Below are 25382 nucleotides of genomic sequence, written 5' to 3' on the forward strand. Positions count from 1 at the left end.
ACGGCGGGGGCTGCCACGTCGAGCGTGACTGTTCAAGTTTCACAGACTCAGGGCGTGATCGGAAGCACGCCTCGCGAACGGACGGACACACGCGGCCACGAAGGCCCGGCACCCAACTCCCCCTCCCCGCCTAACCGTTGGCCGTGGTCGCCTTGTGGCGCTGGTAATAGCGGGCCACGCGCGCGCGATTGCCGCACCGGGCGGCCGAGCACCAGCGGCGGCGGGGGTGGGCCGGCAGGAACAGCAGCACGCAGTCCTCGGCCTCGCACTGCCTGACCCTGGCGATCCCGGGGTCGGTGAGGAGGTCGGCGGCGGACTCCGCCAGGTGGGCGGCGAGGCGGACACCCAGTGATCCGGTTCGGCGGGGCGCCGCTGTCACGGCAGCGCCGTCCCAGGCCAGTTCGCGGACGGCCGGCGCGAGGCGCTGCGCCTCGGTCAGCGCACGCAGGGCCGAGTCGGGGGGTACTTTTCCGTCGGTCACCGCGCGGAGGGTGGCCTCGATGTGAGCGCGGACGGCGTGGACTGCGGCGAGGTCGTCCGCGCTCGGGGTGGCGCGACCGAAGCCCTCAGGGAGTCGGTCCCCTTCGAGGTCCAGCCAGACGGCGAGGCGTCGTGGCGTGTCGATCAGGTCGGCGGGGCGGCCGTCGGGCCCCGTCGGCCGGGTGTTGACGAGGTCCAATGCCAGGGGTTCGCCGGTCAGCGGTTCACCGTCACTCATACTCCTAATGCTACATCTCGCCATTGACACGTTAGAAGAGGAGTCGCTATAACTGGTCGCCCTAACTAATGCATCTTCTCGCACCGGAGGCATGTGACATGGAGTCCCGGACCGCACCCCGCGTCGCACTTCCCGCCCGAACCGCCCACCGGCGCATCGACGTTGACGGCGTCGACGTCTTCTACCGTGAGTCCCTTCCGGAGCGTGCCGACGCCCCCGTACTCCTGCTTCTGCACGGCTTTCCGTCGGCCTCGCACCAGTTCCGTCGCCTGATCGACACCCTGGGCACGCACTACCGGCTCATCGCACCCGACTACCCCGGCTTCGGTCACACTTCGGCGCCCTACGGCTTCGAGTACAGCTTCGACCGGCTCGCCGCCGTCACCGAAGGCTTCGTCGAACGCCTGGGCCTGACCCGGTTCGCCCTCTATCTCTTCGACTTCGGCGCACCCGTCGGCTTCCGCCTCGCGCTGCGCCACCCGGAGCGGATCACCGGTCTGATCGTGCAGAACGGCAACGCCTACGCAGAAGGCCTGTCGGACGCGGCGCGCGACTTCACCGCGCTCACCCCGGACGCTCCCGGGGCCGAGCAGACCGTCATGGGCCTGTTCACCGAGGCGGCCACCCGCTCCCAGTACGAGGGCGGCACCTCCGATACCGCGCTGGTCGCCCCCGAGGGCTGGCTGCTCGACCAGCACTTCCTGGACCTGCCGGGCCGTAAGCAGGCCCAACTGGCCCTGGCCTACGACTACAAGAGCAACGTCGCCGCCTACCCGGCCTGGCAGCAGTGGCTGCGCCGGCACCGGCCGCCGACGCTGATCACCTGGGGCGTCAACGACCCCTTCTTCCCCGAGCCGGGCGCCCGCGCCTACCTCCGGGACGTCCCTGACGCGGAGCTGCACCTCTTCGAGACGGGCCACTTCGCCCTGGAGGACCATCTGCCGCAGATCGCCCCTCTGATCGCCGACTTCCTGGACCGCCTCTGATCCTCCGTGGACGGCCTGCGGCCCGAGGCGCGCACGAGCCTGCCGGGGTGGCGCAAGTCCTGCTCATCGGGGACCTGTTGGCGCGTACGTCTCCCCTGCCGGAGGCGGTGATGGGCGGCCTCGCGGTACGTGCGAAGTGGTCCGCGGGGCCGCCCGGGTGCGCCGTCCTGTCAGGGCGCCCATCGCCGACCGTACGCACAAGATCCTCGCCCGGCGCCCTGAGTTACGCCGTCCGGGATCCTCCGGGCGCGGGCCGCTGAGCCAGGTCCATCTCCCCGACCACCTGGTCATCGCTCATCTCACCGGTCAGCCGGAATCCGAGCCCCAGGTAGAACCCCTCCGGGCCGCTCGCGCCGGGGTGCCACGTGACCGTGAGGCGGGTCCCGCCGCGGCTCCGGATCGCGTCGGCCACGGACTCGACCGCGAAGCGGCCGTACCCCCGCCCCTGTTCACCGGCCGCGATGTTCAGGCGCCAGAGTCCGGAGCGCACGTCGTTGCCCGTACCGTCCCCGGCGAAATCGATGTCGAAGAAGGCCATGAGGAAGCCGACGGCCCTGCCGCCGTCCATGATCAGCCGGGGCCAGGCCACTCCGGGATGCACGTAGGCCTCGGCGAGGGACTTCACCACGGGGGCGACCAGGTGTTCCTGGTCCGGCGGGACCTTGAGGGCTGTCGCGGTCTCGAAGTCGGCCGGGGTGATCGCCTCCAGGCGAGGCTGCGTCGTCATGCCTGCACCCTCTGCGCCACAGGAGGGCGGATCAAGTGCTTTTCGGCGCCATGCGACGGGCGGCCTCCAGTCGTGCCACGTCTCCCGGTTCGCGGGGCATGCGGCTCACCAGGCCAGCATCAGCCAAGCACGATGCGGCAGTTCCGCCTCGGCCGTGATGCCCTCCGCGCCGTGGAACACGCTCGCCGGTTCCGGGGTCTTCAGCGGGTCGAGGCGGACCGACGAGACCGCGTCGGGTGGCGTGGGGATGTCGACGTGGGGCAGCGCGGGATCGAAGCTGCCATTGGCTACGGCGAGTCGCGTCACCCCGTCCTGGTGGGACAGGTGCGGGATCAGGTGCGGTCCGCCGCTGACCAACGGCAGCGTCGGGGCCTGTCCCTCCAGGAACCTGATGACGGCGTGCATGACGCGCTGCCCGAAGTCGTCGCGGGGCAGGTCGGCGGGGTCGGTGGCGGCGAGTACGGCGACGCGACCGCCGAGCTCGTTCACGTATCCGCAGCTGCCGACGCCCCACGCGTCCTCCCCCGGGGTGAGGATGTGCGTCCACACCACGGCGTCCGGATGCGGGCGCAGGCGGGCCAGCGCGGGCTGTGTGTTGACGCTCAGCAGCGTCCCGACGAGGTCGGGGTCGGGGTGGTGGGTGATCTGTTCGAAGCTGAACGGGTCCGCCGTCTGCGCGTCCTCACGGTCGACGACCTCGGCGACCTGGACACCGAGGAGGTCACCGAATCCGCGCTGGGTCAGCACGTCGGCTGCGATCCCGTCGAGCAGCAGTCCGCCCGTGAGCATCTCCCGGATCTCGTCGTCGTCGAACGCCCAGGCCAGCGTGCCGAAGACAGCCTGGACCGGAGCCTTTGAGGCGGTGACCGGGATGCCGTAGCGCAGCAGGAATTCGGCTGCCCCGCGCGGGCCGGTGCGCAGCTCCTCCAGGGTGCCGGTCCGAGTGCGGACGTGGGCCGCCGCGTCGTGCCGGTACGGCAGCCCGACCCCGAGCGTCCTGGCCTGCTTGCTGTGGCGCCCCGCGATCCAGTCGAGGGCCGGTCGTGAGCGGCGCAGCAGCTGAGCCGTGCCGGGGAAGCGGTCGGGGCGGCCGGCCTGCATGGGGTGCACGTTGAGGAACAGCGCGTCCGCGCCGGAGAGTTGGGCCGTAGTCATCTCGGACCAGGTCTGCACGTCGGACTTCGACCAGGTGGTGTGCGGCCAGTTCTCGATCTCCGGCTCGGACTCGACCCAAAGGGGCCGCAGCGCACGCTGGGATTCCAGGAGCCACATCTGGCTGCTGAGGGAGCGCGGGGCGCTGTCGCTGTACGGGGCGAAGTGCGGGCGGTGCGTAGCCCGGCCCTGGACGGCCAGAGCCTGGAACAGCGCCGGCCAGTCGCGGCCCTCGACGGAGTGGACGTCGGGGAGCGAACTCATCAGCCCGAGCCGGGAACGGCCCGCCGAACGTTCCTCGACGACCTCGCTGAGCCGCTCGGCGATCTCCGTCTGGACGGTGCGCCAGACCTGCTGGAGCAGGGCGCGCCACGGGTGCGGCGGGCCGGGTTCCGTGATCGCCCGTACGACCTCGTCGCGGGTCACGGGACGGCCGACGAGATCGGCCAGCCGGTCCAGGACGGGAGCCTCGAAACCCCCGCCCCAGTCCAGCGGGGCGTGGTTGTGGTAGCGGAAGTCGTCCTCCAGCCACAGCACGCGGAAGCCGAGTCCGGCGAAGCGTCCGTAATGGGCGTACAGCCATTCCCGCCAGCGGGGGCAGGTGAACGAGGCCTGCGCGGCAGCGGTCCTCCCGGTGGGCGAGACCATCGGCAGGAAGCCGTGGGCGTCCTTGCGGCCGCGGTCCGCGTGGCCGGCCGTCACCCACGGGTTGAGGCTGACGTCGAGTCCGGCGTCGCGCAGGATGTCGCTGACGGTGGCCGTGGTCTCGTACCAGCGGTCTTCGGCCTCACCCACGACATAGCCGTCGAACACTTCCTCCGCTGCCAGCAGAAGAACGACTTCGTCGACCCCTGCCTCCTGGCAGGCCCCGGCCAGGGCGGTGGCATGCGCGACCACCTCGGCCGGGTCCTTGCGGGGAGGAAGCTGGAATCGCAGGTGGTAGCGCGCCGACAACGGGACTCTCCTTGTACGAGTTGTACGAGGGCGGGCGCGGCCGTTGGCTCCGCCGGCCCACCGTCCTGTCCGCCCACGCAGCTCCGGAACGTGACGAGGGGAGCTGACGCGAGGGACTGACGATCTGCGGACGAAGGAAAGCTATCTGCTTGAAATTGCTCGGTCAATGGAGCTTTCGCGCAACTTCAAGCAGCTCCACTGAGCGGCTCCTGAGCGCCCCACGTCACGCCAGGTCCGTCGACATGGCCAGGGCTCGGTTCCGTTCGAGTTCGCGGGTGACGAGGTCGAGCTTGGCCTCGACGCGGGCCACGGCGTCGGCGCCGAGCAGGAGGCGGAGCGGGGGTTCGGGGGTCTCGGCCAGGCCGACTACGGCGGCTGCCGCTTTGGCGGGGTCTCCGGGCTGGCGGTGGTTGACGTCCGCGAGGGCCTTGCGGGTGGCGCCGGCAGTGGGCGCGTAGTCGTCGATCACGTGGGGTTCGGTGTAGAGACTCGACGCGTCGAGGAAGTCGGTGCGGAAGCCACCGGGTTCGACGACGGTGACGTGGACACCCAAGGGGGCGAGTTCGCCGTGCAGGGCCTCGGTGATGGCTTCGACAGCGAACTTCGTCGCGCCGTACAGGCCGACGCCGGGAGCGGTGGCGAAACCGCCGACCGAGCCGATGTTGATCACGTGGCCCGAACGCTGTTCCCGGAGCGTGGGCAGCACGGCCCGCAGGGTGCCGAGCACCCCGAAGACGTTGATGTCGAACGCGTCGCGTACGGCCGCGTCCGAGACCTCTTCCACCGCCCCGAGGAGGCCGCGCCCCGCGTTGTTGACCAGGACGTCGATGCGGCCGAAGCGCGCGAGCGCGGCATCGACCGCAGTGCGTATCGTCGCCTCCTCGGTGACGTCCAGGTCGACGGCGAGCAGGGCGTCGGACGCGTCCGGGAAGGCGCGGCGCACAGCCTCGGCGTCTCGCGCGGTGGCGACGACCTCATGCCCTCGCGCCAGCGCCTCCCGCGCGATCTCCGCTCCCAGGCCGCGCGAGGCGCCGGTGATGAACCAAACAGACATGTCTCCTGCTTTCGTGAGCGTGACTGACTGCGTGCGCCATAGGGGTGGCACGGGTCGCGGGTGCCGTATGCGCTGTACGCGGATGCGGCTTACGGATGCGGCCGGCGAAGGCGGATTACGGGTGGCCCGGTACGGCACGGGTGAAGGTGAAGACCGCTTCCCGTTCCTGGCCGTCGTCGGGGAGTTCCCGGTCGGCCCACCTGTCCATGACTTCCACGATCTCGTCCTTGAACTGGGCGAGTTCGGCATCGGTCATCCGCAGCCACACCTCGGCGACGAAGGGGCCGAGCGGCCAGCGCTGCTGTTCGGACTGGGGCTGATCGGCCCAGCGGCGCACCTGGTTGATCTGCCGCTCGAGGTTGAGGGACTCGGCGGCCTGCGCGACGGCCTCCCCCGCCGCGTCGTCGGCGAAGTCGACGGAGGACCACAGGAGCTTCGGCGTGGTGCGCCGCCACCACCGTTCTCGGCGGTCGCGGGCGAGTTCGGGGGCCTCCTCGATCAGCCCCGCGGCAGCCAGCGCCTTCAGGTGGTGACTCACATTGCCGACCGCTTCGCCCGTCGCCTGCGACAGTGCGCTGGCGGTGGAAGGGCCGTCGAGCTTGAGCAGGTCGAGCAGGCGGCGACGGACCGGGTGGGCCATCGCGGCCAGCACCCGGGAATCGGTGATCGGAGGGGCCATACGGGTGACACTACTTACACAATAACTCTTGTGCAATGGTTCTTGTGGGATTGCCTCAACCACGGTGGAACAGGTCCTGCGGATCTACGCGCACCCAGCCCTGCCGTGTGGTGGGCGGGCGCGGGACCTCCCGGTGCAGGGCGCGCCATTGATGCACGAGTGCGTCGTAAATGGGCGTCGGCGAGGCGGCCCCGCCCGTGCCCAGCGGGGCAGCATGACGCGGTCGGGGCGCAGGAACGCTTTTGCGCGGGTCGTTCATGCGCTGACCAACGACCGCGTCCCCTCCTGGCCACGCCATTGGCGAAGGATCTTTCCCAGGACACACATCCGAGCGGCGACGGATCGCCGCGGAGCCGCGACGTCGCTCCGTCACACGTCGAGCGTGAGCCTCGGTCCGGCGCTCCGCGACACGCACAGCAGCATCGTCCGGTTCTCGGCGTGTTCCTGGTCGGTGAGCAGGTCGTCGTGGTGTTCGGGCGTACCGGCCAGGACCGGCGTCTCACAGGTGCCGCAGGTTCCCTGGCGGCAGCTGCTCAGGGTGCGTACACCGGCGCGGTCGAGGGCGTCGAGGATGGACTCGTCCGGAGCGACCGTGACGAGGCGGCCGTCACGTGTCTCGACCTCGAATCCCGCTCTGTCTACGGGAGTTGAGGCCGCGGCCGGCGTTCGCGGGGTGAAGCGCTCACTCGTCAGCGTCAGGTTCGGCCGCCCGGCGGTGAAGCGCTCCAGGGCGTCGAGGAGGCGTGGCGGGCCGCAGGCGATCAGGTCTGCGGGCCCGCCGTCGGTGAGCCGGGCAACGAGAGCGTCGAGGTCGACCGGTCCGGTGCGGGCGGCGGGCAGGACGTCCAGCCGGTCCCCGTAGGGGAGGAGTTCGGGCAGGAAGGCCATCGACGACTCGGCGGCACCGAGGTAGGCGAGCCGCCAGTCGGCGCCCGCGCGTTCGGCGGCGGCCAGCATCGGCAGGATGGGTGTGATGCCGATGCCGCCCGCCACGAAGAGGGTCCGCCGTCGGCCCGGCCCGTAGGGGAAGGTGTGGTGCGGGCCGCGTACCGCCAGGCGCAGCCCGGGGCGGGCGATGGCGTGCAGGCGCTCGGAGCCGCCCCTTCCGTTCTTCTCGCGCAGGACGGCGATCCGCCACGACCAGGGGTCGGCCGGGTCGGAGCACAGTGAGTAGTGCCGGATCGTGCCGTCGTCCGTGGCCACTTCTATGTGTGCGCCGGGCTCCCAGGGAGGCAGGTCTCCCTCGTCGTCACGCGCGAGGCTCAGGGAGATGACCCGGTCGGCCACGGCACAGACACCGATAACGCGCACATCGAAGAAATCCCGCGTCATGCCGTCCCCTCCAGTGCAGTTCCCTCCGCTGCCGGACCCTCCTGCGCCAGACTTGCGTTGACCGCCGTCAGTACGTCGCCGTCGTGCACCAGCTCGACGGCCCGGCGCACCCGCGGGTACAGCACGACGTCGCGGTCGGTGCGGTCCACGGGCCGGCCGTCGGCTGACCTGGCCGCGCGTACGGTCTCCCAGGCGGTCCGGGTCGCGGGGCTGAGGGCGGAGGAGTCGGCGCCGGCCGCCGCGAGCCGCAGGTCGAGCGCCTGGGCGGCCATGAGCAGTTCGATGCCGATGACGTTCTCGATGTTGCGCACGACGGTACGGGCATGACGACCGGCGTTGTTGGCCATGCTGACGTGGTCCTCCTGGTTGGCGCTGGTCGGGATGGAGTCCACGCTGTCGGGGTGCGCGAGGGTCTTGCAGTCGGAGACGAGTGCGGCGGCGAGGTACTGCGGGAGCATGTATCCGCAGTCCAGGCCTGTGGTCCGGCTGGCCACGAGCATGTCGGGCAGGCCGCGGTTGAGGGTGCCGTCGTCGAGGCGGAAGAGGCGGCGTTCGGCGATGCTGCCGACCTCGGTCACCACGATCGACACGAAGTCGGCCGCGAAGGCGACGTATTCGGCGTGGAAGTTGCCGCCGGAGACCGCCTTGAGCCTGCGGGTCGCAGGGAGTGCCGGGAAGATCAGCGGGTTGTCGGTGGCGGCGTTGATCTCGTTCTCGATGATGCCGGTGACGAAGCCGAGCGTGTCGAGGACGGCTCCGTGAACCTGGGGCACGCAGCGCAGCGAGTACGCGTCCTGCGGAGGCTGGCGACCGGGGTCGTGGTCGCGGTCTCCGTCCACGAAGGCGCTGCCCGCGAGCAGTTCACGCATGCGGGCGGCGACGGCGATCTGGCCGGCCTGGCCGCGCGCCTGATGGAGGTCGGCGATGAAGGCGTCCCCGAACCCGTTGAGCGCCTCGGTCGACATGGCGGCGGTGATGTGCGCGTGTTCCAGCAGATTGGCGGCGTCGTGGAGGGCGAGCGCCGTCTGGGCGCAGGAGAACGAGGTGCCGTTCAGCAGGGCGAGACCGTCCTTGGCGCCGAGCGGGATGCGCGGGACACCGGCGGCGGCCATCGCCTCCTGTCCGCTGACCACGCGCCCGTCGAGTACGGCCTCTCCGGAGTCACGCTCGTCGTCCTCACCGTCGGCCGGCCGGCACAGCACCAGGGCGATGTGGGCCAAGGGGATCAGATCGCCGGACGCGCCGAGCGAGCCGTACTCCGGAACGGCGGGCAGGACATGGCGGTTGAGCATGTCGACGAGCGTCTCGATGACGGCCGCGCCGACGGCCGAGTGGCCCTGGAGGAGGCTGACGATCCGGATCAGCATGGTGGCACGGACGACTTCGGCGTCGACGTTCGTACCGACTCCGGAGGCGTTCGAGATCACCAGGCTGCGTGACAGTTCGGCGGCGTCGCGCGGGTCGGTGAACGCCTCACGCCCCGCGAGGGATCCGAAGCCGGTGTTGACGCTGTAGACGGGCTCGACCGGCTCACCGCGCTCCATCGCGTCGAGTACGCCGCCGAGCCATTCGGCGGACGGCCGGGTGTTCTTCAGGGCTTCGGCGGTGACGCGGACGGGTCGGCCGTGCCGGGCCACGTCGACCAGATCGCGCAGCGTTACGCGGCTGCCGTCGAGTACGAGGGGGTCCACTGCGGTACTGGCGGGAGAGCCCTCGCGCACGAGCGGTTCGGGGAGCGGCAGTTCAGCTGTCACGGGTTACCTCGTCGAGTCGTCTGGCGGATGATTCGGGGTCGAGTGCGGGTGCGGGTGCTGGTGCGGTCGGGGCCACGGGTGCCCATGTGTGCAGCGAGTCGCCGAGTTCGGCGGCCGACGTCAGCAGCGTTTCGCGGGCGGAGGTGATCCATTCACGGGTGTCGCAGCGCGCGGCCGGGCCCGCCACGTCGAGGGAGCAGACGGCCTCGCCGTGGTGGAAGACCGGCACGGCCACGGAGAGCGAGCCGGGGTGGAGTTCGCCGCGGGAGACGGCCCAACCGTTACGGCGTACGGCCGGCAGTACCGCGCCGAGCTGCTCGCGGGTCAAGGTCGCGTCCGTGTACCGGCCGAGGGGGCCGTCGAGCACCTGGCGGACGACGCCCGCGGGCGCCCAGGCCAGCAGCACGCGCTGTCCCGCACCGGCATACAGCGGCAGCAATTCGTTGATTCCGAAGGTATATTTGAGTGCTTTGTCCGGCTCGACGCGCCGCAGGCACAGCGCCTGGGCGCCGACCCGGATGATCAGCACGGCCGTCTCCCCCACGCGCTCGACGATCCGGCGCAGAACGGCGGTGCCGGTCTCGATGAGGTGGGCCTGCACGGAACTGGTGCCCCACAGCCCGGCCAGGGCGGGTCCCGCCCGGTACACGCCGTCGTCCTCCTCGGTGTAGCCCTGCTCCCTGAGGATCCGGAAGTACCGGTAGGTGGTGCTCACCGGAAGGCCTACGCGTGCGGCGGTCGCGGCGACGGTGGTCTCGCCGGTGACCGTGAGGTCGCGGAGCACGGTGAGCCCGCGCTCGAACGACGAGGTCTCCCCCATGGCTTCTCCTGTCCGCGCCGACCACCGGGACCTACGGGCCATCCGCCCCTGTCCCAAGGTTCGGTCCGTGCCACCCCGCCCGGCCAGCGCTGTTCTCACTGAGTGAGAACACCGCTATCACGCGGCGTGCCCCGTCTCTACCGTGCGGATTCCGGTACACGGCCCGAACGGGCGGCCGGCACGGTTCGCATGGGCCCGGCTCAAACGGGGTTCGGCCCGGCTCGGCCCGGCTCAGCGAGAGGACAGGCCATGACGACGCACGCCCAGGCCCCGCAGATCCCCGTATTCGACGAAGACCCCTACGCCCGCGAGCACTTGGTCGACCCGCATCCGCTGTTCGCGCGGATGCGGGAGGCAGGCCCCGCGGTGTGGCTCGCTCGCCACGGTGTCCACGCCTTCACGCGCTACGAGGTGTGCCGGGAGATCCTGGCCGGCCACGCGCTGTTCCTGTCCGGCGCCGGCGTCGGCCCCCGCGACCTGCGGCGCGAGAAGGCCTGGCGCACCCCCGGCATCCTGGAGACCGACCCGCCTGACCACACCGTGATGCGCGACGCGATGGCGGACGTCGTCTCGCCCCGTTCGGTACGGGCCCTGCGTGCCGGATTCGAGGCGTTCGCCGAGGAGTTGGCCGACGCGGTCGTCGCCCGTGGCCACTTCGACGCTGTCACCGATGTCGCCGAGGTCTTCCCCCTACGGGTCTTCGGAGACGCCGTCGGCATCCCCCGGGCCGGCCGCAGTGAGAACCTTCTGGCTCACGGCGCGATGAACTTCAGCGCGTTCGGCCCGGACAACGAACTCCACCGCAGCTGCTTCGCCGCCGGTGAGGCGACGCACGCGTGGGTGATGCGCAACTGTGCCCGCGAGTCCCTCTCCGACGACGGGCTCGGCGCCCGTATCTGGGAGCACGCCGAGGAGGGGCGCCTGAGCGACGAGCAGGCGACGCTTCTGGTGCGCGCGATGCTGTCGGCCGGTCTCGACACCACGGTGATTGCCATCGGGAACCTGCTGCGCGCCCTGGCCCACGACCCCGGGCAGTGGGCCCTGCTGCGCGAGGATCCGGCGAACATCCGGTTCGCCGTGGACGAGTCGTTCCGTCACGAGTCGCCCTTCCAGTCCTTCTACCGGACGGCCGCACGCGACGCCCGGCCGGGCGGGGTCCCGGTGCCGGCCGGGGCGAAGGTCCTGCTGTTCGTCGGCGCGGCCAACCGCGACCCGCGGCAATGGGGGCCTGACGCCGACGCGTTCCGGGTCACGCGGGCGGCGAGTGGTCATCTGGCGTTCGGGATGGGGATCCACCAGTGCGTGGGCCAGCCGGTCTCCCGGCTCGAGATGGAGGTCCTGCTCACCGCGCTGGTCCGCCGCATCGAACGCCTGGAACCCGCCGGTGCGGAGACCCCGTTCGTGCACAACACGCTGCGCGGCTGGTCCTCGGTCCCGGTGCGCGCGGTGGCCGGCTGAGCCTGCGGAGATCCGGCCCCGCCGCACGCATCCGAGGCCCCGGGTCAGTCCTTCGTGAGCCTCATGGGAATCGCCTTCAGGCCTCCGACGATGAAACCGCCGGCCGGTTCCAACGACTCGGCGGGCAGGGCGAATTCCAGGTCGGGGAAGCGGTCGAAGAGAGCCGGGAGGGCGATCGCGGCTTCCATACGGGCCAGGGGTGCGCCCAGGCAGCGGTGGACTCCGTGGCCGAAGCTGAGGTGTTCGGCGCTCGGGCGGCCGGCGTCGTACCGGTCGGCGGTGTCCCCGTGCTGCCGCGGATCGCGCCCGGTGGCCGCGAACGACGCCAGAATCGGATCGCCCTTGCGGATGGTGGGCCCGTCCGGGATCTCGATGTCCTCGACGGCGAACCGGAGCGGGAGGTTGACGACGCTGGGGGCCCAGCGGAGGGTCTCCTCGATCACGTCGTTCCAGGAGAGCTTGCCCGCACGGACCAGTTCGAGCTGCTCCGGGTGCGTGAGCAGGGCGTGAACGGCGTTGCCTATGAGGTTGACCGTGGTCTCGTGGCCGGCGACAAGGACGAGCAGGAGCGTGTCTATCAGCTCCTGCTCGGTCATTCGTTGGCCCTCCTCGTCCCGCGCGGCGACCAGCACACTGGTCAGGTCCGACGCGGGTTCCTCTCGCTTCAGCGCGGCCAGGCCCTTCAGCAGCGCCTGGATTTCGACGAACGCGGCGCCCGCCTCCTGCGGGTCGACGGAGGTCATGATGATCTCGGAGAGCCGGGCCAGTTCGGCGCGGGTGTCGCCCTCGGGGATACCGAACAGCTCACAGATGACCTGCATCGGGAGCCGGTGCGTGAAGGCCTCGCGGAGGTCGACCACGGATCCCCGGGGCGCCGTGGCGAGTTCGTCCAGGAGCGCGGCGGTGATGCGCTCGACCGAGGGCAGCATGGCGTCGGTGCGGCGGGCCGTGAACGCCGGTGCGATGAGCTTGCGCAGCCGTCGGTGGTCGCTCCCGTACGCGGTGAACATGTTGTTCACGCCGACCCAGGTGGCCAGCCAGGACTCGTGGTACTCGCCGCGCTGCCACGCGGGCCAGTGCAGGTTGGGGTCCTTGGACACGCGTGGGTCGGTCAGCAGGTCCTTGAGCAGGCTGTGGCTGGTGATGGCCCATGCCTCGGGGCCGTCGGGGAGCTGGACGAGCGTCGCCGGGCCCGAGGCGCGCAGCCGCGCGGCCTCGGCGCGGACGTCGGCACCGGCCGGGTCGATTGCGACGGGTTGCGGTCCCATGAAGTGGCTCCTGCCTGGTCGGGATCTTGGGGCCGGAGGATGACGCGCCCCGCGGCGCGAGAGCCCTGAGGAACCTATCCAAGATCATTACGACTGTGAGGCAGGGATGGCCTGTTCGATCCGGCCGGGCCAGGGTTGCCGGTCGCTCGATGGCGGTTCTGGCCGGACGGACGCGCGCGGCACCCCTGAGTGGACCGGTCCTCAACGGGTCCCGTCTTGGCCGAAAGCCAACCAGTCGATGGACGGTCAACAACCGTATGCACACGGCCGAGTTGGCGCGGTGGGCAGACCGGAGACATCTGCCCGCAGGCGCCTCACAGTACTCCCGCCCTGCTCCTGGCAAGTCGTCCCGCGCGAAACTCCAGGCTCAGCTCTGCTCGTTCGGCAGCTCGAGGCGCGTCAGGTGCTCGGGCGTGAGTGCGTGCAGAAAGTTCTCGGCGTCGAACGCTTCGCCGACCGCGACCACGCCGGTCACCACGCGGTCACCTTGGAGGATGCGCGCGAGGGCCTCGACGACGAGCGGCGCCGTGACGGCATAGATGTCACGGCCTCCCGCCATCGCGCGGCGCGTCTCGTGACCGCGAGTCACCACGGCCTCCACGAGGAAGGACTGCGCGGAGCGGCCGTCGGCGTCGGCGGGTACGGGCTCAGGGGTGTCCTCCGCGCGGATGTCGCGCAGCGGCGCGAGGTTCATCACCGCGCGCACCTCGGGGGTGCGCACGTGGCGCGGCAGCGTGACCTGGTCGGCCGTCGCGAACACGACGGTGTCCTGCTTGCCGAGCGGCTCCGGGAAGGTCCACGGGGAGGCTTCCTGCGCATACGAGAAGGGGCTCAACTTGCCTGCGGTGTAGGTGAGGTGGCGCCCGGCGTTGCTCTCGCCGGTGCGGCGGGTGCCCTGCGTCGGGTGCCAGCTGTCGAGGCCGTACGCGAGTGTGATCTCGTCCGCGTCCGGCCAGTCGCCGAGAGCGGCGGTGGCGAGGAGGTCACCCAGCCCGCCGTAGAACGCCAGGGACGGAACGACAGCGATGCCGGCCTCCCTGGCGCGGTCGCGGTAGGTGTCGAACAGGGCGGCGGTGACGGCCTGTTCGGCCCCGACGTCCAGGTAGGGGATACCCGCGCGGAGCGCCGCGTCCACCAGGGGGCGGGCCGTGTCGAGGAACGGTCCGGCGGCGTTGATGACCGCCGCCGCCCCTTCGAGTGCCCGGTCGAGGGAGGCCGCGTCGTCGGCGAGCGCCTGACGTACGGGCGCGCCGGGAGCGAGGTCGCGCACCGCGTCGAGCTTGCCCGCGTCCCGTCCGACGAGCACCGGCGTCGCTCCCCGCCTCCGCAGCTCCGCCACGACGAAGCGGCCGGTGTGTCCGTAGGCGCCGAAGACGACGACCGGCTGCCCGTCGAGCGACCCGGCGGTGCGGTGCGCGGCGGGTCCCGAGAGGGTGTTGCTCATCGTTGACTCCAGTGTCCGAAGGGCGGTGGTGTGCGGTTCGACAGCAATGATCCGGGCGCGGGGCCCGCCCAACCAGTGGCAGGAATGACGAGGGGCGTACAGTTTCGGACATGCATACCGCCGCGCCTTCCGTTGTACGTTCCCCTGCGCATTCGGTTGCGATGGCGCTTCCCGAAGGCACGATGCTTTTCGAGGCCGCGGGCGCGCTCGAAGTCTTCGGCTCCGACCATTCCGACCTGGCCGCGCCTTGGTACTCGTTCACCACCTGCGGACCCGCCGGGTCCCGCGTCGGCGACTGGCTCCGGGCCGACACCACCCACGGACTCGAGGCCGTCGCCAATGCGCAGACGGTGATCGTCCCGGCGTGGCGCGACGTCGAGCAGGAGCCTCCGCAGGAACTGCTCGACGCCCTCCGCACCGCCCACGCGGCAGGCGCCCGGATCGCCTCGCTGTGCACCGGCGCCTTCGTCCTGGCCGCGGCCGGCCTCCTCGACGGCCGCCGCGCCACCACTCACTGGGCGCACGCGGAAAGGCTCGCGGCGCGGTACCCGGGCGTCGGGGTCGACGCCGAGGTGCTGTTCACCGACGAGGGCAGCGTCCTCACGTCCGCCGGTAAGGCGGCCGGGATGGACCTGTGCCTCCATATCGTGCGCACGGACCACGGGGCGACGGTCGCCAACGCCCTGGCGCGGCACCTCGTGACGCCGCCCCATCGGGACGGCGGCCAGGCGCAGTTCATTCCGGCGCCGGTGACGCACGGGCGCGACCATCCGCTCGCCGATCTGCTCCCCTGGGTGCTGGCCCGGATCGACCAGCCGCTCACCGTCGAGGACATGGCCCGTCAGGCGGGCATGAGCAGCCGCAACCTGGTGCGGCACTTCCATGCCGTCACGGGGACGGCACCCCTGAGGTGGCTGCTGAGCCAGCGCGTGCGGGAGGCGCAGGAGCTGCTGGAGTCGAGCGACGACACCGTCGAGCGGATCGCGGCACGGACGGGCATGGGGACCGCCGCTACGCTCCGGCGACACTTCACCCGCGTCACGGGCCTGCCGCCAGAGGCCTACCGGAGGATGTTCGGCGGCCGGTGACACGGGCCGCGCCCCGCACGATGCGTACCCCCCAGGATCACCGAACCCTCACCCTAAAGCTGAGGTCGAGGCGCCACTCGATGAGACCACGCCCGGGACCACGCCTGGGACCGCGCGCGGGTCGACAGGACCACGCCTGGGGCCGCCCGGGTCCCGCCTGGTACCGCCAGTCCCAGGAAGACGGGGCTCCTGGCTGATCGCAGCGTGGGGCCGCACGCTGGTGGCATGACGACAACACTCATCACCGGAGCGAACAAGGGTCTCGGCTTCGAAACCGCGCGTCGACTCATCGCCGCAGGCCACACCGTCTACGTGGGCAGCCGCGACGCCGAGCGCGGGCGCCGCGCCGCCGAGCAGCTCGGCGCACGCCGGGTCCAGCTCGACGTCACGGACGACGCGTCCGTACACGCCGCCGCGAAGACGATCGAGGCCGACGGCGGCCTGGACGTGCTGATCAACAACGCCGGCATCGAGGGCCGGACCCCGGACGGCGGCGTGATCGGCGCCGCGGACGTGACCGCCGACGAGATGCGGTCGACCTTCGAGACGAACGTCTTCGGCGTCGTACGTGTCACCCACGCGTTCCTGCCCCTGCTGCTGAAGTCGAACGCGCCGGTCGTGGTCAACCTGAGCAGCGGCCTGGCCTCACTGACGCGGGTCACCGACGCGGGGACGCCGACCCACGCGTATCCCGGAGTCGCCTACCCGGCGTCGAAGGCCGCGGTCAACATGATCACCGTGCAGTACGCGAAGGCGTTCCCCGGCATGCGGATCAACGCGGTCGAGCCCGGCTACACCGCGACGGACCTGAACGCCCACACCGGCATCCAGACCGTCGAGGAGGGCGCCGAGATCATCGTGCGCATGGCCCAGTTGGGCCCCGACGGCCCGACCGGCACGTACGTCGCCGCGGAGGGCCCTCTCCCCTGGTGAGGACGCAGATCGCCCGACGGGGACGCCCCGCCTCACACCATCCCGTCCGCCATGGCCCGCGTGACGTCACGCCCACCGCGTACCCGTCGCGCGAGGTTGGCGGCGGCGTCGGGCCACCCGGCGTGGTCGAAGGAGAAGCCCGCGTCGAGTAGCCGGCCCGGGACCACGCGGCGGCTCTTCAGAAGGAGTTCGGTGTCCGAGCGGAGCGCGAACGCGCCGAGTTCGGCCATCCACTTCGTCGCGGGAAGGCCCACCGGAACGCCCCATGCCGCGCGTAGCGCACGCATGAAGTCACGCTGCGGCAGCGGCTCGGGGGCGGCGAGGTTCACGGGCCCGTCCAGGTCGTCGCGTTCGATCAGGAACTGGACCGCTCGGGCGAAGTCACGGTCGTAGATCCAGGACACGTACTGGCCACCGCCCGCGACGGGACCGCCGAGGCCGAGCCTGGCCAGGCGCAGGAGGACGTCGAAGACGCCGCCGCGATCGGGGCTCATGACCATCGCGGCGCGCAGGGCGACCTTGCGGGTGTGCGGGGTGTCGGCCCGCTCCTGCGCCCGTTCCCACGCCTTCGCGATCTCGACGCTGTAACCCCAGTAGCCCGGGACACCGGCCTCGTCACCGCCGAGTACGCCGGTCGTCTCGTCGTTCGGTGCGGCGAAGCTGTGGGCGTAGACGGTGGCCGTACTCATCTGCAGCCACGCCCTCGGAGGTCGCGCGGCGGCGGCGACGGCCTCGCCGACGACCTCGGCGGACCGCACGCGCGAATCCATCATGGCCCGGAGGTTGGCCTGTGTGTAGCGGCAATTCACGCTGCGTCCGGCGAGGTTGATCACGACGTCACTGCCGTCGACGACCTCGACCCACGGGCCCAGGGTCTCGCCGTCCCAGCGGACTTCGCCGTCGCGCACCGGCCGCCGCGTGAGGACGACGACTTCGTGTCCCGCTTCGGCCAGCTCACGCTTCAGGATCGTCCCTACCTGCCCGGTGCCGCCGGGTATCACGATCTTCATGGAGCCCCCTCATCGTGTCGGCACCACCTTAGCGCAGATATTTGAACACGTTCAAATAGGCGGGCGCTCGGGAGGGTCGGCCGAGTGGGACGGCCCTCAGGCCCGGTCGCGGACGTGCAGGCCGAGTCCGCTCGTGCCCGGTGTCTCGACTCCCGGCAGGAGCCGCATGTCGTGGTCGTAGTCGCCGCCCGTGAGGGGGCGGAAGGGGACCGGCGTGGCCGTGAAGAGTGTGTCGAGTCGTCGGGCGTACTCCGTCCGTGCCGTGACGAAGCGGTCGTCGGGGAGCTCGTTCGAGCTGTACACCGCGAACGGCTCCAGCGGGTTCATGCCGGTGAACCAGAACAGGCCGTGCTGAATGGGGTGCAGGACGTCCGCGAGGCTTCCGTGGATACCACGGTCGGAGAACGCCGACTCGCGCGCGCCGACGGTCACCGACACGAGCGCCCGCCTGCCCGGCAGGGAGCTTTCGCCGTACGGCGGCGGGACGGCAGGTCCGTACGCGAAGCCGCTCGTGAAGACCCGGTCGATCCAGCCCTTGAGGATCGCGGGCGCCGAGAACCACCACATCGGGAACTGCAGGACCACCGCGTCCGACCAGCGCACCTTCTCCTGCTCCGCCGCGATGTCGGGCGACAGACCGTCCGTCAGCGTCGCCCGCTCGGAGTCGGCCATCACGTGCAGCCGGCCCGCTCCGGTGCGCTCGGGAAAGTCGTCGGCGTCCACCGTCGCCTTCCACTTCATCGCGTAGAGGTCGGACACCTTCACCTCGTGTCCTGCCGTGCGCAGGTGCTCGACCGCGAAGCCGGTCAACGCGGCGTTGAGCGAACGGGGTTCAGGGTGGGCGCTGACGACGAGGATCTTCTTGGGCTGCCGAGGCGTCGTGTCGTTCATACCCTCACGCTCGCCCAAGGGTGTCCGGTCAGCCAGCACCCTGGTCAACGGCGGAACGCTCATCCTGGTACTGCGAGGGCCACGCATACTTGGGCCCATGGACGGCGTGAAGGACATCGGGGACACGGGCGCGGGCGCCACCCTCACCACCGGCGGCTCGCAGCGCGGTCTCGGAGACTTTCTCCGCGCCCGCCGCGCGCGTGTCACACCGGAGCACGTCGGGCTCTCCGGCGGCCGTCGCCGGCGGGTACGGGGACTGCGCCGCGAGGAGCTGGCACAGCTCGCCGGGATCAGCGTGGACTACTACGTGCGCCTGGAACAGGGCCGCGCCACCCAGCCCTCCGCCGAGGTCGTCGACGCGCTCGCCGGGGCGCTCGGCCTCGACACGGCGGAGCGCGGGCATCTCGCCACCCTGGCAGGCGCCCGGCAGGGCCCCGCGCCCGAGGCCCGGGTCAGCCCGATGCTGCGGCGGCTCCTCGACTCCATGGCCGGCTTCCCCGCCTTCGCCACCAACCATCGCCTGGACGTGGTGGCGTGGAACGCCCTCGGCGCCGAGCTGATCGGCGGCCTCGGCGAGCCGGCCGGCCGCGACCGGAACAACGCGCGGTACCTCTTCCTCGACCCCGCTTCCCGCGTCGTCCACCCGGAGTGGGAGGACCGGGCGGCGGAGGCCGTGGGCCAGCTCCGGGTCTGGTCGGGGCGCTACCCCGACGACACGGAACTGGCCGCGCTCATCGCCGAACTCACCGCGCTCAGCCAGGAGTTCAGGCGCATCTGGGACAGCGGCGAGGTCGTGATGTGCGCGGCGGGGCGCAAGCGTCTGAGGCACCCGGTGGCCGGGCTGCTCACCCTGGACTTCGAGACTCTCCACGTACCGGCCGCGCCCGGCGAGACGGGTTTGGTCGTGCACGTCTTCAGCGCCGAGGAGGGCAGCGAGGAGGCCGCGGCTCTCGCGCGGCTGACCGAAGCCGTTACAGTGGCAGACAGGCCGTGACTGGCGCTGGGGTGGAGAACCACCGGGGAGCGGCCTGACCAAAGGGTCGATGTATGCCGTGCGCCTGGGCGAATGGTCAATGACGCCTGGGAGGCGACCATGTCCCCGACACACACAGCCCACCTCATGGACGGCACCGGCACCGCTCGGCGTCTCGTCGAGGAGTCCGCGGGCAGAGCGGCGGAGCTGGTGAGGCGCACGGGCTCGGCGCCCTGCCTCGCGACCGTACTGGTGGGCGAGGATCCCGCCTCCGTCACGTACGTCCGCATGAAGCAGGCCCGCTGCGCCAAGGCCGGTATCGAGTCGCGGCGCGTCCAGCTCCCCGCCGAGACGACGACCGCTGAGCTGGTCGCCACTCTCCGCGAGCTGTCGCAGGACGCGTCGGTGCACGGAATCCTGCTCCAGCACCCCGTGGGCCCGCACATCGACGAACGTGCGGCGTTCGAGGCCATCGCCCCGGAGAAAGACGTCGACGGCGTCACCATGACCTCGTTCGGCGCGATGGCCTTCGGGCTGCCCGGGTTCGTCTCCTGCACACCCGGCGGGATCATGCGGCTCCTCGACGAGTACGACGTCGATGTCGCGGGGCGGCATGCCGTCGTCGTGGGCCGGAGCGCGATCCTCGGCAAGCCCGCCGGGATGCTGCTGCTCACACGGGACGCCACGGTGACGTACTGCCACTCCCGCACGGCCGACCTGAGCGCGTACGTGAGGGAGGCGGACATCGTGGTGGCGGCCGTGGGCCGGCCCCAGCTCATCCGCGGCGAGGACATCAAGCCCGGCGCTGTCGTCATCGACGCCGGCTACAACGCGGGCAACGTCGGCGACGTGGACTTCGACACCGCGGCCGAGCGGGCCCGCCTGATCACTCCCGTCCCCGGCGGCGTGGGCCCCATGACCATCGCCGTCCTCCTGGCCCAGACGGTCACCGCGGCGTACCACCAGCTCGGCGCGGACCTCGATCGCGCGCTCGCCTGACAGGACCGCGCCGATCGCGCATCCGGGATCCCTGGTCGGTGGCGGCGTCGAGAAGTCCGGCCGCCGCCACCTCGAGGGCGGCGCGCGGCAGCGGTTCACACTCCAGCGGTGCGCACACCTCGAAGCCGAGGTGCCGTACGGCCGTCTCGCCCGACGGCAGCAGCTGGAGATACTCGGGCCCGTCGGGTTCCTCGCGGCCCAGGAGGAACCCGACGGTCAGCAGCGTGCCGGCAGCGATCCTCGGGGATCCGGCCTGCGGTTCACGGTCGATCAGCGTGAACTCCCGCTCGTACGGGCCCGTCGGCGGCGCCGCCAAGAGCCACCGGGCGAACTCGGCGGCCCGCGGCGCGCCCTGGCCCAGTGGCAGGCGCCCGAGGAAGTACCCGTCGAACCACCAGCCGCCGTCCCCATCCACCCCGAGGGTGATCCACAGGTCCTCGACGGGCCGGCCCGGGTAGTGGGACCCACGCCATGCGAGGCGAAAGAACGGACCGGTCCCGGGACGCTCACCTCCGTACGCCATGCAGCGATCTCCTTCGTCCTCTGATGCTCAGGCGACCCAGTGCGGCCGTCGCCCGGTGGACACCGACGGAAGGCCGGCGGCGAGCGCCGCCGCCATGCGGTGGACGGCTTCGCGCAGGGTGTCCGCCGGGGTCGTGTACGGGATGCGCATCCGCTGCTCGAAGATGCCGGGGTCGGTGGCGAAGCAGGCGCCGCTCTCGATCCGGACGCCGTTGTCGAGGGCTCGTTCGGACAGCGCGGAGGCCACCGGCTCACCCAGGTCGACCCACAACGACAGGCCTCCGGGAGGCAGTTGCCACGTCCAGTGCGGCATGTGCTGCGTCAGCGCGGCGGCCAACGCGGCGCGCTGCACACGCAGTTGCTCAAGCCGGGGCGGCAGAAGCCCGTCACCCCGGTCCAGGAGAGCGAGGGCCAGCAGTTGATCGACGACCGATCCGCCCATGTCGGTGGCCACGCGCTGGCCCGCGAGTTCGGTGACGAGCCGTGCGGGCGCCCGCAGCCAGCCGATGCGCAGGCCGCCCCAATGCGTCTTGCTCATCGAGCCGATGCTGATGACCTGCCCGGTACCTCCCTTCGCCGCGTGGGAGGCGAAGGGAGGCGGCGGGGGGACGTCGAGCGCGAGGTCGGCAAGCGTCTCGTCGATGACCAGCCAGGTACCGGACCGCTCCGCCGCGCGCAGGACGCGTGCCCGCTCGTGCTCGGGCATGAGACAGCCGGTCGGATTGTGGAAGTCGGGGATCAGGTAGGCCAGTTGGGGCACGACCTGGCGGAGCGTCGATTCGGTGATCTCGATGTCCCAGCCGGTGTCGGTCACGGGGACGGACACGGTACGCAGCCGGGCTCGGCGTAGCGCCTCAAGGGCGTTCGGGTAGGACGGGTTCTCGACCATGACCCGGTCGCCGGGGCTGCCCAGCAGTCCCAGGACGAGTGTCAGCGCGTGCTGTGCGCCCGACGTCACCAGGATCTGTTCGGGCAGGGTGGCGAGGCCCCGTCGGGTGTAGCGCTCGGCGATGGCTGCGCGCAGGTCGGGCAGGCCGTAGGGGTGGTAGCCAGGAGTGTGGGCCTGCTCGGCGAGTTGCGGGGTGATGTGCACGAGGGCGTCGACGAGTGCCTGCTGCGGGAGCCCGGGGGAGGCTCTGGCAAGGTCGATCGCGGTGTCCTGGGGGCCGAGGAGGCGAGTGATGCCACTGGGGGTGCGGCCTTCGGGCAGGGCGGTCCACGTGCCCGATCCCTGGCGGCTGTGTGCGTAGCCGCTCTCGCGCAACAGGTCGTACACGGCGGTGACGGTGGTTCTGCTGGTGTCGAGGACGGCTGCCAGTTCGCGCTCGGCGGGGAGTCTGACGTGCAGGGCGATGCGTCCGTCCAGGATGAGCGTGCTGATCGCCTGCGCGAGGTGTCGATAGGCGGGTCTCGTGCCGGCGGTGTCGGGCAGCATCGCGGCGAGCTGACGGCTGCCCAGGGTCCGGTCCGCGCGGCCCACCCTGTCCACCGGCACAAAGGCGTTCGCATCAGTCAAACCATTCTCCCGAGATTGGCCATGTCATCCGGGCCAATCACTCTACAGAGTTGCCGCAATGGCCTTGAAGGCCCATGGCACCACGGTGGAGGCAGGCGCATATGCAGCAGGACACGGACACGACGGCCCGCTCCGAGCGGGCGACGCCGGGCGACGAAGGGATCGGGCGCAACCGCCCCGCTCCCCCACTCACTTACGTACGCCTCGGCGAACGCCCACTCCGCCGCCTGCCCCAGTTGTTCACCGGCCTCGCCCTGTACGGATTCAGCATGGCCGTCATGGTCCGCGCCGGGCTGGGTCTGAGTCCCTGGAGCGTTCTCAACGAGGGTCTGGAGAAGCACACTTCGTTGAGCTTCGGCACACTCACCGCGGTCGTGGGTGTGTCCGTCCTGCTGCTGTGGATCCCTCTGCGGCAGCGGCCGACGTTCGGGACCGCCGCGAACATCGTCGTCATCGCCGTCTCGTCCGACCTCGGGCTCGCGCTCGTCCCCGGGGGCCTGGCCCTTCCCGAACGAGTCGGGCTCCTCCTCGCCGGGACATTCGCCAATGCGCTGTCCATCGCCGTCTACGTAGGCGCACGGTTCGGGCCGGGGCCCCGGGACGGGCTGATGACCGGTGCGTCCGCCCTGACGGGACGTTCCATCCGCGTCGTCCGCACGTTCATCGAGGTCGCCGTACTCGCCTTTGGCTGGCTGCTCGGCGGCGGCGTGGGACTCGGCACCGTGCTGTACGCCCTGACCGTCGGCCCCGTCACGCAGTTCTTCCTGCCCCGGTTCGCCTGCGCGAGCCCGACCCGGACCGGACGCACGGGCCCACCTGTCACCGGCTCCCGCACGTCTTCGTAGAGTCTGTGCAGTGAACCCTCACCACGCACCCGATCCACACCTGCCGATGCTGAATGTCCCTCAGGCCGAGCGCCTGCGGAGCCTGACGGCCGCCTACTTCCTCGCCCGTCACGGCACCCATATGACCGTGACGGGGGACGCGGTGCGCCTGGAGGGCAGGTTGAGCCCGCTGTCGAACCTCGCGCAGCGGTGTCGCCAGTCCGCCGAGGACGACTGGCCGCGGATCGTGGAGCAGCACTTCGCCGGCCTGGAGAACGCCTCCCAGGGAGGCGAGAGCGCCACGGATCTCCTGGAGCGGACATGCTGGCGGCTGCTTCCCGACGACGCCTTCCCGGGCGACACGGCCGACGGCTTCCGCCATGCGCGGCCGGTCGCCGAGGGGCTGCTCGCGGTCCTCGCCCTGGACGCACCCACCTCCGTGCGAATACTCGACGACCGGGACGTGGCGCGCGTCGGTGCTGAGCAGCTGTGGGCTGCGGGCCGCGCGAACCTGATCCGTGAGCCGGTCGAGCACGACGAATTCCGCGGCCCGCAGGGCGCGTTGATGCACTCCGTGTACGGGGACTCGTTCTTCGTCTCCAGCAAGGCGCTCGTACTCCCGGAGTTGGTACGGGAGTTGACCGGCCGGGAGCTGCCGGAAGCCGGGGCGCTCGTCGTGATGCCGACCAGGCACCTCCTGGCGTTCCACCCGATCGTGGACGGCAGCGTGGTGGACGCCGTCAACGACCTGGGCTCCTACGCCATCGGCGCCTACGAGGACGGGCCGGGCGCGCTCTCACCGCGGCTGTACTGGTGGCGCCAGGGGCGGCTTGTCTCGCTCACGGTCTTCGACCACGAGAACCGGTCGTTCTCCGTGGTGCCGCCGCAGGAGTTGATGGACCTGATGAGGTCCCTGCGCGGCCAGGACTCCGCCGATGCCGCGCCGCAGCCGGCCTCCGGTGCGCAGACCGAGGACCAACTCGCCCAGACCTCAGCAGAGTTGACAGCCCGGCTGCCTCAGTCCCCCGGGGCCTTCGGCGACGCGTTCGCGGCCTCCCTCGCCCTGAGCCACGTGCGCTGCGCGTCCGACCCCGACGGGGGCGCGCTGGAGACCTGGGAGGCATGGGTCGGTGCCATGCAGGTCGGCTCGGCGCTGTTCGCCACCACGACCTCCCGGGAGAGCAGCGTCGCCTGCCGGATCGGGCACGACGTCGTGACGCTTCCGGTCACCGGCCCCGCCCCGTACGCGGACGGCCGCGCCTGGCTCAACGCCTTCTATCTCGCCGTCGTCTGCCGCGAGCGGGACCGCATGACCCAGTTGTGCCACGTGCCGCTGGACGACCTGCGCCGGGCCGCGCCCATGGACGAGTACGTCTTCCACTGGATCGACACGCTCCAGACATACTGGTTGCAGCGCCCCATGGACGATGTGGTCCAGAAGCTGCTCGCCACCATGAACACCTCTCACCCCGATGTGGCGACCCGCACGCCTGCGGACTTCCTGAACCTGGTCGACTACCAGCCCGTCGCGCTCTTCCACCGTCTCGTGACGGGCGACCACGAGGCTTTCGCGGAAGCGCTCACGGAGGCGCTCGCCCATCACGAGCGCTACTGGAGCGACTCGACGGGACCGCACAGCCGGGTGGCCCTCGGCCCGCTCGCGCTGGCGTGCCTCGCCTTCGACTCGGAGTTCCCGGTCGACAGCAAGTCGCCGTATCTGCCCACCTGTCTCCTCGACCGGGCCTGGTACGGCGAGTTCGACACGTGAGAGCGGGCTCCGGGGGCGGCTACCGCCGGGCGGCCTAGCGCCGGTAGAAGTCGAACTGCGTCACGCCGTCGTAGCCGTAGCTCTCGGGGTGCAGTTCGTGCAGCGCGACTCCGCAACGGGCGAGCGGCCCAAGGGCCTTGGTCAGCAGTTCGCCCGCCTCCGCGATGAACGCGGCCTTCTCCGCGGCGCTGTTCGTGCCGATGGTGACGGTGGCCTCGACATGGGCGTCGAGGCCACCGGTCAGCGGCCTGCCGTCGACGTAGTAGCAGTCGGCCGGCACCAGGTCGACGTGCACGATGGTCCTGGCGCCGGACTTGCGCAGAGCCGAGACGGCCAGGCCCGTCAGGCCCTCGGCGAGGGTGCGCTGTACGTCGGCGGGAAGTGCGGTGTCGGTGACCGTCACACGGATGAAAGGCATGGCTTCTCCTGAGCAGGTGCCGGGGGGTGTGCCCGCCGGAGGCGGCGGCACGGACCAAGCGTCACCGACCTGGCACCATTGATCCAACGCATAC

23 protein-coding genes and 1 riboswitch are annotated in these 25382 nt (G+C 71.1%); of the genes, 8 read left to right on the top strand and 15 right to left on the bottom strand.

Features of this window, described 5'->3' with window-relative positions; translation table 11 throughout:
* Positions 1-130 precede the first annotated feature (130 nt).
* Positions 131-718, bottom strand: a complete 588-nt coding sequence (locus OG574_RS04490; RefSeq protein ID WP_326771961.1) for a CGNR zinc finger domain-containing protein — start codon at positions 716-718, stop codon at positions 131-133.
* 98 nt (positions 719-816) lie between these two features.
* Between OG574_RS04490 and OG574_RS04495 the strand changes: the two genes are divergently transcribed.
* On the top strand, positions 817-1704 hold the full coding sequence (locus OG574_RS04495) for an alpha/beta fold hydrolase (protein ID WP_326771962.1): 888 nt from the start codon (positions 817-819) through the stop codon (positions 1702-1704).
* A 223-nt stretch (positions 1705-1927) separates the two neighbouring features.
* Here the strand turns inward: OG574_RS04495 and OG574_RS04500 are convergent, their stop codons facing one another.
* From OG574_RS04500 to OG574_RS04530, 7 genes are all read right to left on the bottom strand, one after another.
* Complete coding sequence (locus OG574_RS04500; protein ID WP_326771963.1) at positions 1928-2431, bottom strand: GNAT family N-acetyltransferase; 504 nt, start codon at positions 2429-2431, stop codon at positions 1928-1930.
* 105 nt (positions 2432-2536) lie between these two features.
* A complete protein-coding gene (locus OG574_RS04505) occupies positions 2537-4537 on the bottom strand; it encodes a hypothetical protein (RefSeq protein ID WP_326771964.1) in 2001 nt (666 codons plus the stop codon).
* Positions 4538-4760: 223 nt separating this feature from the next.
* On the bottom strand, positions 4761-5591 hold the full coding sequence (locus OG574_RS04510) for an oxidoreductase (protein ID WP_326771965.1): 831 nt from the start codon (positions 5589-5591) through the stop codon (positions 4761-4763).
* A gap of 115 nt (positions 5592-5706) precedes the next feature.
* On the bottom strand, positions 5707-6270 hold the full coding sequence (locus OG574_RS04515; RefSeq protein WP_326771966.1) for a winged helix-turn-helix domain-containing protein: 564 nt from the start codon (positions 6268-6270) through the stop codon (positions 5707-5709).
* Positions 6271-6639: 369 nt separating this feature from the next.
* Complete coding sequence (locus tag OG574_RS04520) at positions 6640-7602, bottom strand: PDR/VanB family oxidoreductase (RefSeq protein WP_326771967.1); 963 nt, start codon at positions 7600-7602, stop codon at positions 6640-6642.
* The gene (locus OG574_RS04525) at positions 7599-9356 is read right to left on the bottom strand and encodes an HAL/PAL/TAL family ammonia-lyase (RefSeq protein WP_326771968.1); all 1758 of its coding nucleotides are present in this window, start codon (positions 9354-9356) and stop codon (positions 7599-7601) included. The genes OG574_RS04520 and OG574_RS04525 overlap by 4 nt, the downstream gene beginning before the upstream one ends.
* Positions 9346-10176, bottom strand: coding sequence for an IclR family transcriptional regulator (locus OG574_RS04530; RefSeq protein ID WP_326771969.1), 831 nt, complete (start codon positions 10174-10176; stop codon positions 9346-9348). The genes OG574_RS04525 and OG574_RS04530 overlap by 11 nt, the downstream gene beginning before the upstream one ends.
* A gap of 249 nt (positions 10177-10425) precedes the next feature.
* Between OG574_RS04530 and OG574_RS04535 the strand changes: the two genes are divergently transcribed.
* Positions 10426-11634, top strand: coding sequence for a cytochrome P450 (locus tag OG574_RS04535; RefSeq protein ID WP_326771970.1), 1209 nt, complete (start codon positions 10426-10428; stop codon positions 11632-11634).
* Between the two features lie 44 nt (positions 11635-11678).
* On the opposite strand, the gene OG574_RS04540 is transcribed toward OG574_RS04535, so the two are convergent.
* On the bottom strand, positions 11679-12902 hold the full coding sequence (locus OG574_RS04540; protein WP_326771971.1) for a cytochrome P450 family protein: 1224 nt from the start codon (positions 12900-12902) through the stop codon (positions 11679-11681).
* A gap of 367 nt (positions 12903-13269) precedes the next feature.
* A complete protein-coding gene (locus tag OG574_RS04545; RefSeq protein WP_326771972.1) occupies positions 13270-14346 on the bottom strand; it encodes a saccharopine dehydrogenase family protein in 1077 nt (358 codons plus the stop codon).
* A gap of 161 nt (positions 14347-14507) precedes the next feature.
* Here OG574_RS04545 and OG574_RS04550 point away from each other — a divergent pair, with 161 nt between their 5' ends.
* Both OG574_RS04550 and OG574_RS04555 read left to right on the top strand, forming a co-directional pair.
* Positions 14508-15434: a helix-turn-helix domain-containing protein gene (locus OG574_RS04550; RefSeq protein WP_326771973.1), complete on the top strand. Its 927-nt coding sequence runs from the start codon at positions 14508-14510 to the stop codon at positions 15432-15434.
* Between the two features lie 225 nt (positions 15435-15659).
* Positions 15660-16367, top strand: coding sequence for an SDR family oxidoreductase (locus OG574_RS04555; protein ID WP_326771974.1), 708 nt, complete (start codon positions 15660-15662; stop codon positions 16365-16367).
* Positions 16368-16399: 32 nt separating this feature from the next.
* Here the strand turns inward: OG574_RS04555 and OG574_RS04560 are convergent, their stop codons facing one another.
* Together OG574_RS04560 and OG574_RS04565 are read right to left on the bottom strand one after the other, a co-directional pair.
* A complete protein-coding gene (locus OG574_RS04560) occupies positions 16400-17377 on the bottom strand; it encodes a DUF1731 domain-containing protein (RefSeq protein WP_326771975.1) in 978 nt (325 codons plus the stop codon).
* A gap of 96 nt (positions 17378-17473) precedes the next feature.
* Entirely contained in the window at positions 17474-18268 is a 795-nt protein-coding gene (locus OG574_RS04565; protein WP_326771976.1) for an NAD(P)H-dependent oxidoreductase, read from the bottom strand.
* Positions 18269-18365: 97 nt separating this feature from the next.
* Here OG574_RS04565 and OG574_RS04570 point away from each other — a divergent pair, with 97 nt between their 5' ends.
* Positions 18366-19262: a helix-turn-helix domain-containing protein gene (locus OG574_RS04570; protein WP_326771977.1), complete on the top strand. Its 897-nt coding sequence runs from the start codon at positions 18366-18368 to the stop codon at positions 19260-19262.
* Positions 19249-19339: riboswitch (ZMP/ZTP riboswitch) on the top strand. It overlaps the preceding gene by 14 nt.
* A gap of 22 nt (positions 19340-19361) precedes the next feature.
* Positions 19362-20240, top strand: coding sequence for a bifunctional 5,10-methylenetetrahydrofolate dehydrogenase/5,10-methenyltetrahydrofolate cyclohydrolase (locus tag OG574_RS04575; RefSeq protein ID WP_326771978.1), 879 nt, complete (start codon positions 19362-19364; stop codon positions 20238-20240).
* On the opposite strand, the gene OG574_RS04580 is transcribed toward OG574_RS04575, so the two are convergent.
* Together OG574_RS04580 and yczR are read right to left on the bottom strand one after the other, a co-directional pair.
* Positions 20188-20763: a hypothetical protein gene (locus OG574_RS04580; RefSeq protein ID WP_326771979.1), complete on the bottom strand. Its 576-nt coding sequence runs from the start codon at positions 20761-20763 to the stop codon at positions 20188-20190. The genes OG574_RS04575 and OG574_RS04580 overlap by 53 nt on opposite strands.
* 27 nt (positions 20764-20790) lie before the next feature.
* A complete protein-coding gene (gene yczR / locus OG574_RS04585) occupies positions 20791-22278 on the bottom strand; it encodes a MocR-like transcription factor YczR (RefSeq protein ID WP_326771980.1) in 1488 nt (495 codons plus the stop codon).
* 101 nt (positions 22279-22379) lie between these two features.
* On the opposite strand from yczR, the gene yczE reads away from it, so the two are divergent.
* Positions 22380-23123 (top strand): membrane protein YczE, encoded by a 744-nt coding sequence (gene yczE, locus OG574_RS04590; protein ID WP_326771981.1) that lies wholly within the window; start codon positions 22380-22382, stop codon positions 23121-23123.
* A gap of 10 nt (positions 23124-23133) precedes the next feature.
* Positions 23134-24870 carry an immunity 49 family protein gene (locus tag OG574_RS04595; protein ID WP_326771982.1) on the top strand — a complete coding sequence of 579 codons (1737 nt, stop codon included), beginning with the start codon at positions 23134-23136 and terminating at the stop codon, positions 24868-24870.
* A 34-nt stretch (positions 24871-24904) separates the two neighbouring features.
* On the opposite strand, the gene OG574_RS04600 is transcribed toward OG574_RS04595, so the two are convergent.
* Positions 24905-25288, bottom strand: a complete 384-nt coding sequence (locus OG574_RS04600) for a tautomerase family protein (protein ID WP_326771983.1) — start codon at positions 25286-25288, stop codon at positions 24905-24907.
* Between the last annotated feature and the right edge of the window lie 94 nt (positions 25289-25382).

It is taken from the genome of Streptomyces sp. NBC_01445 (assembly GCF_035918235.1).
In the GTDB taxonomy this organism is placed as follows: Bacteria; Actinomycetota; Actinomycetes; order Streptomycetales; family Streptomycetaceae; genus Streptomyces.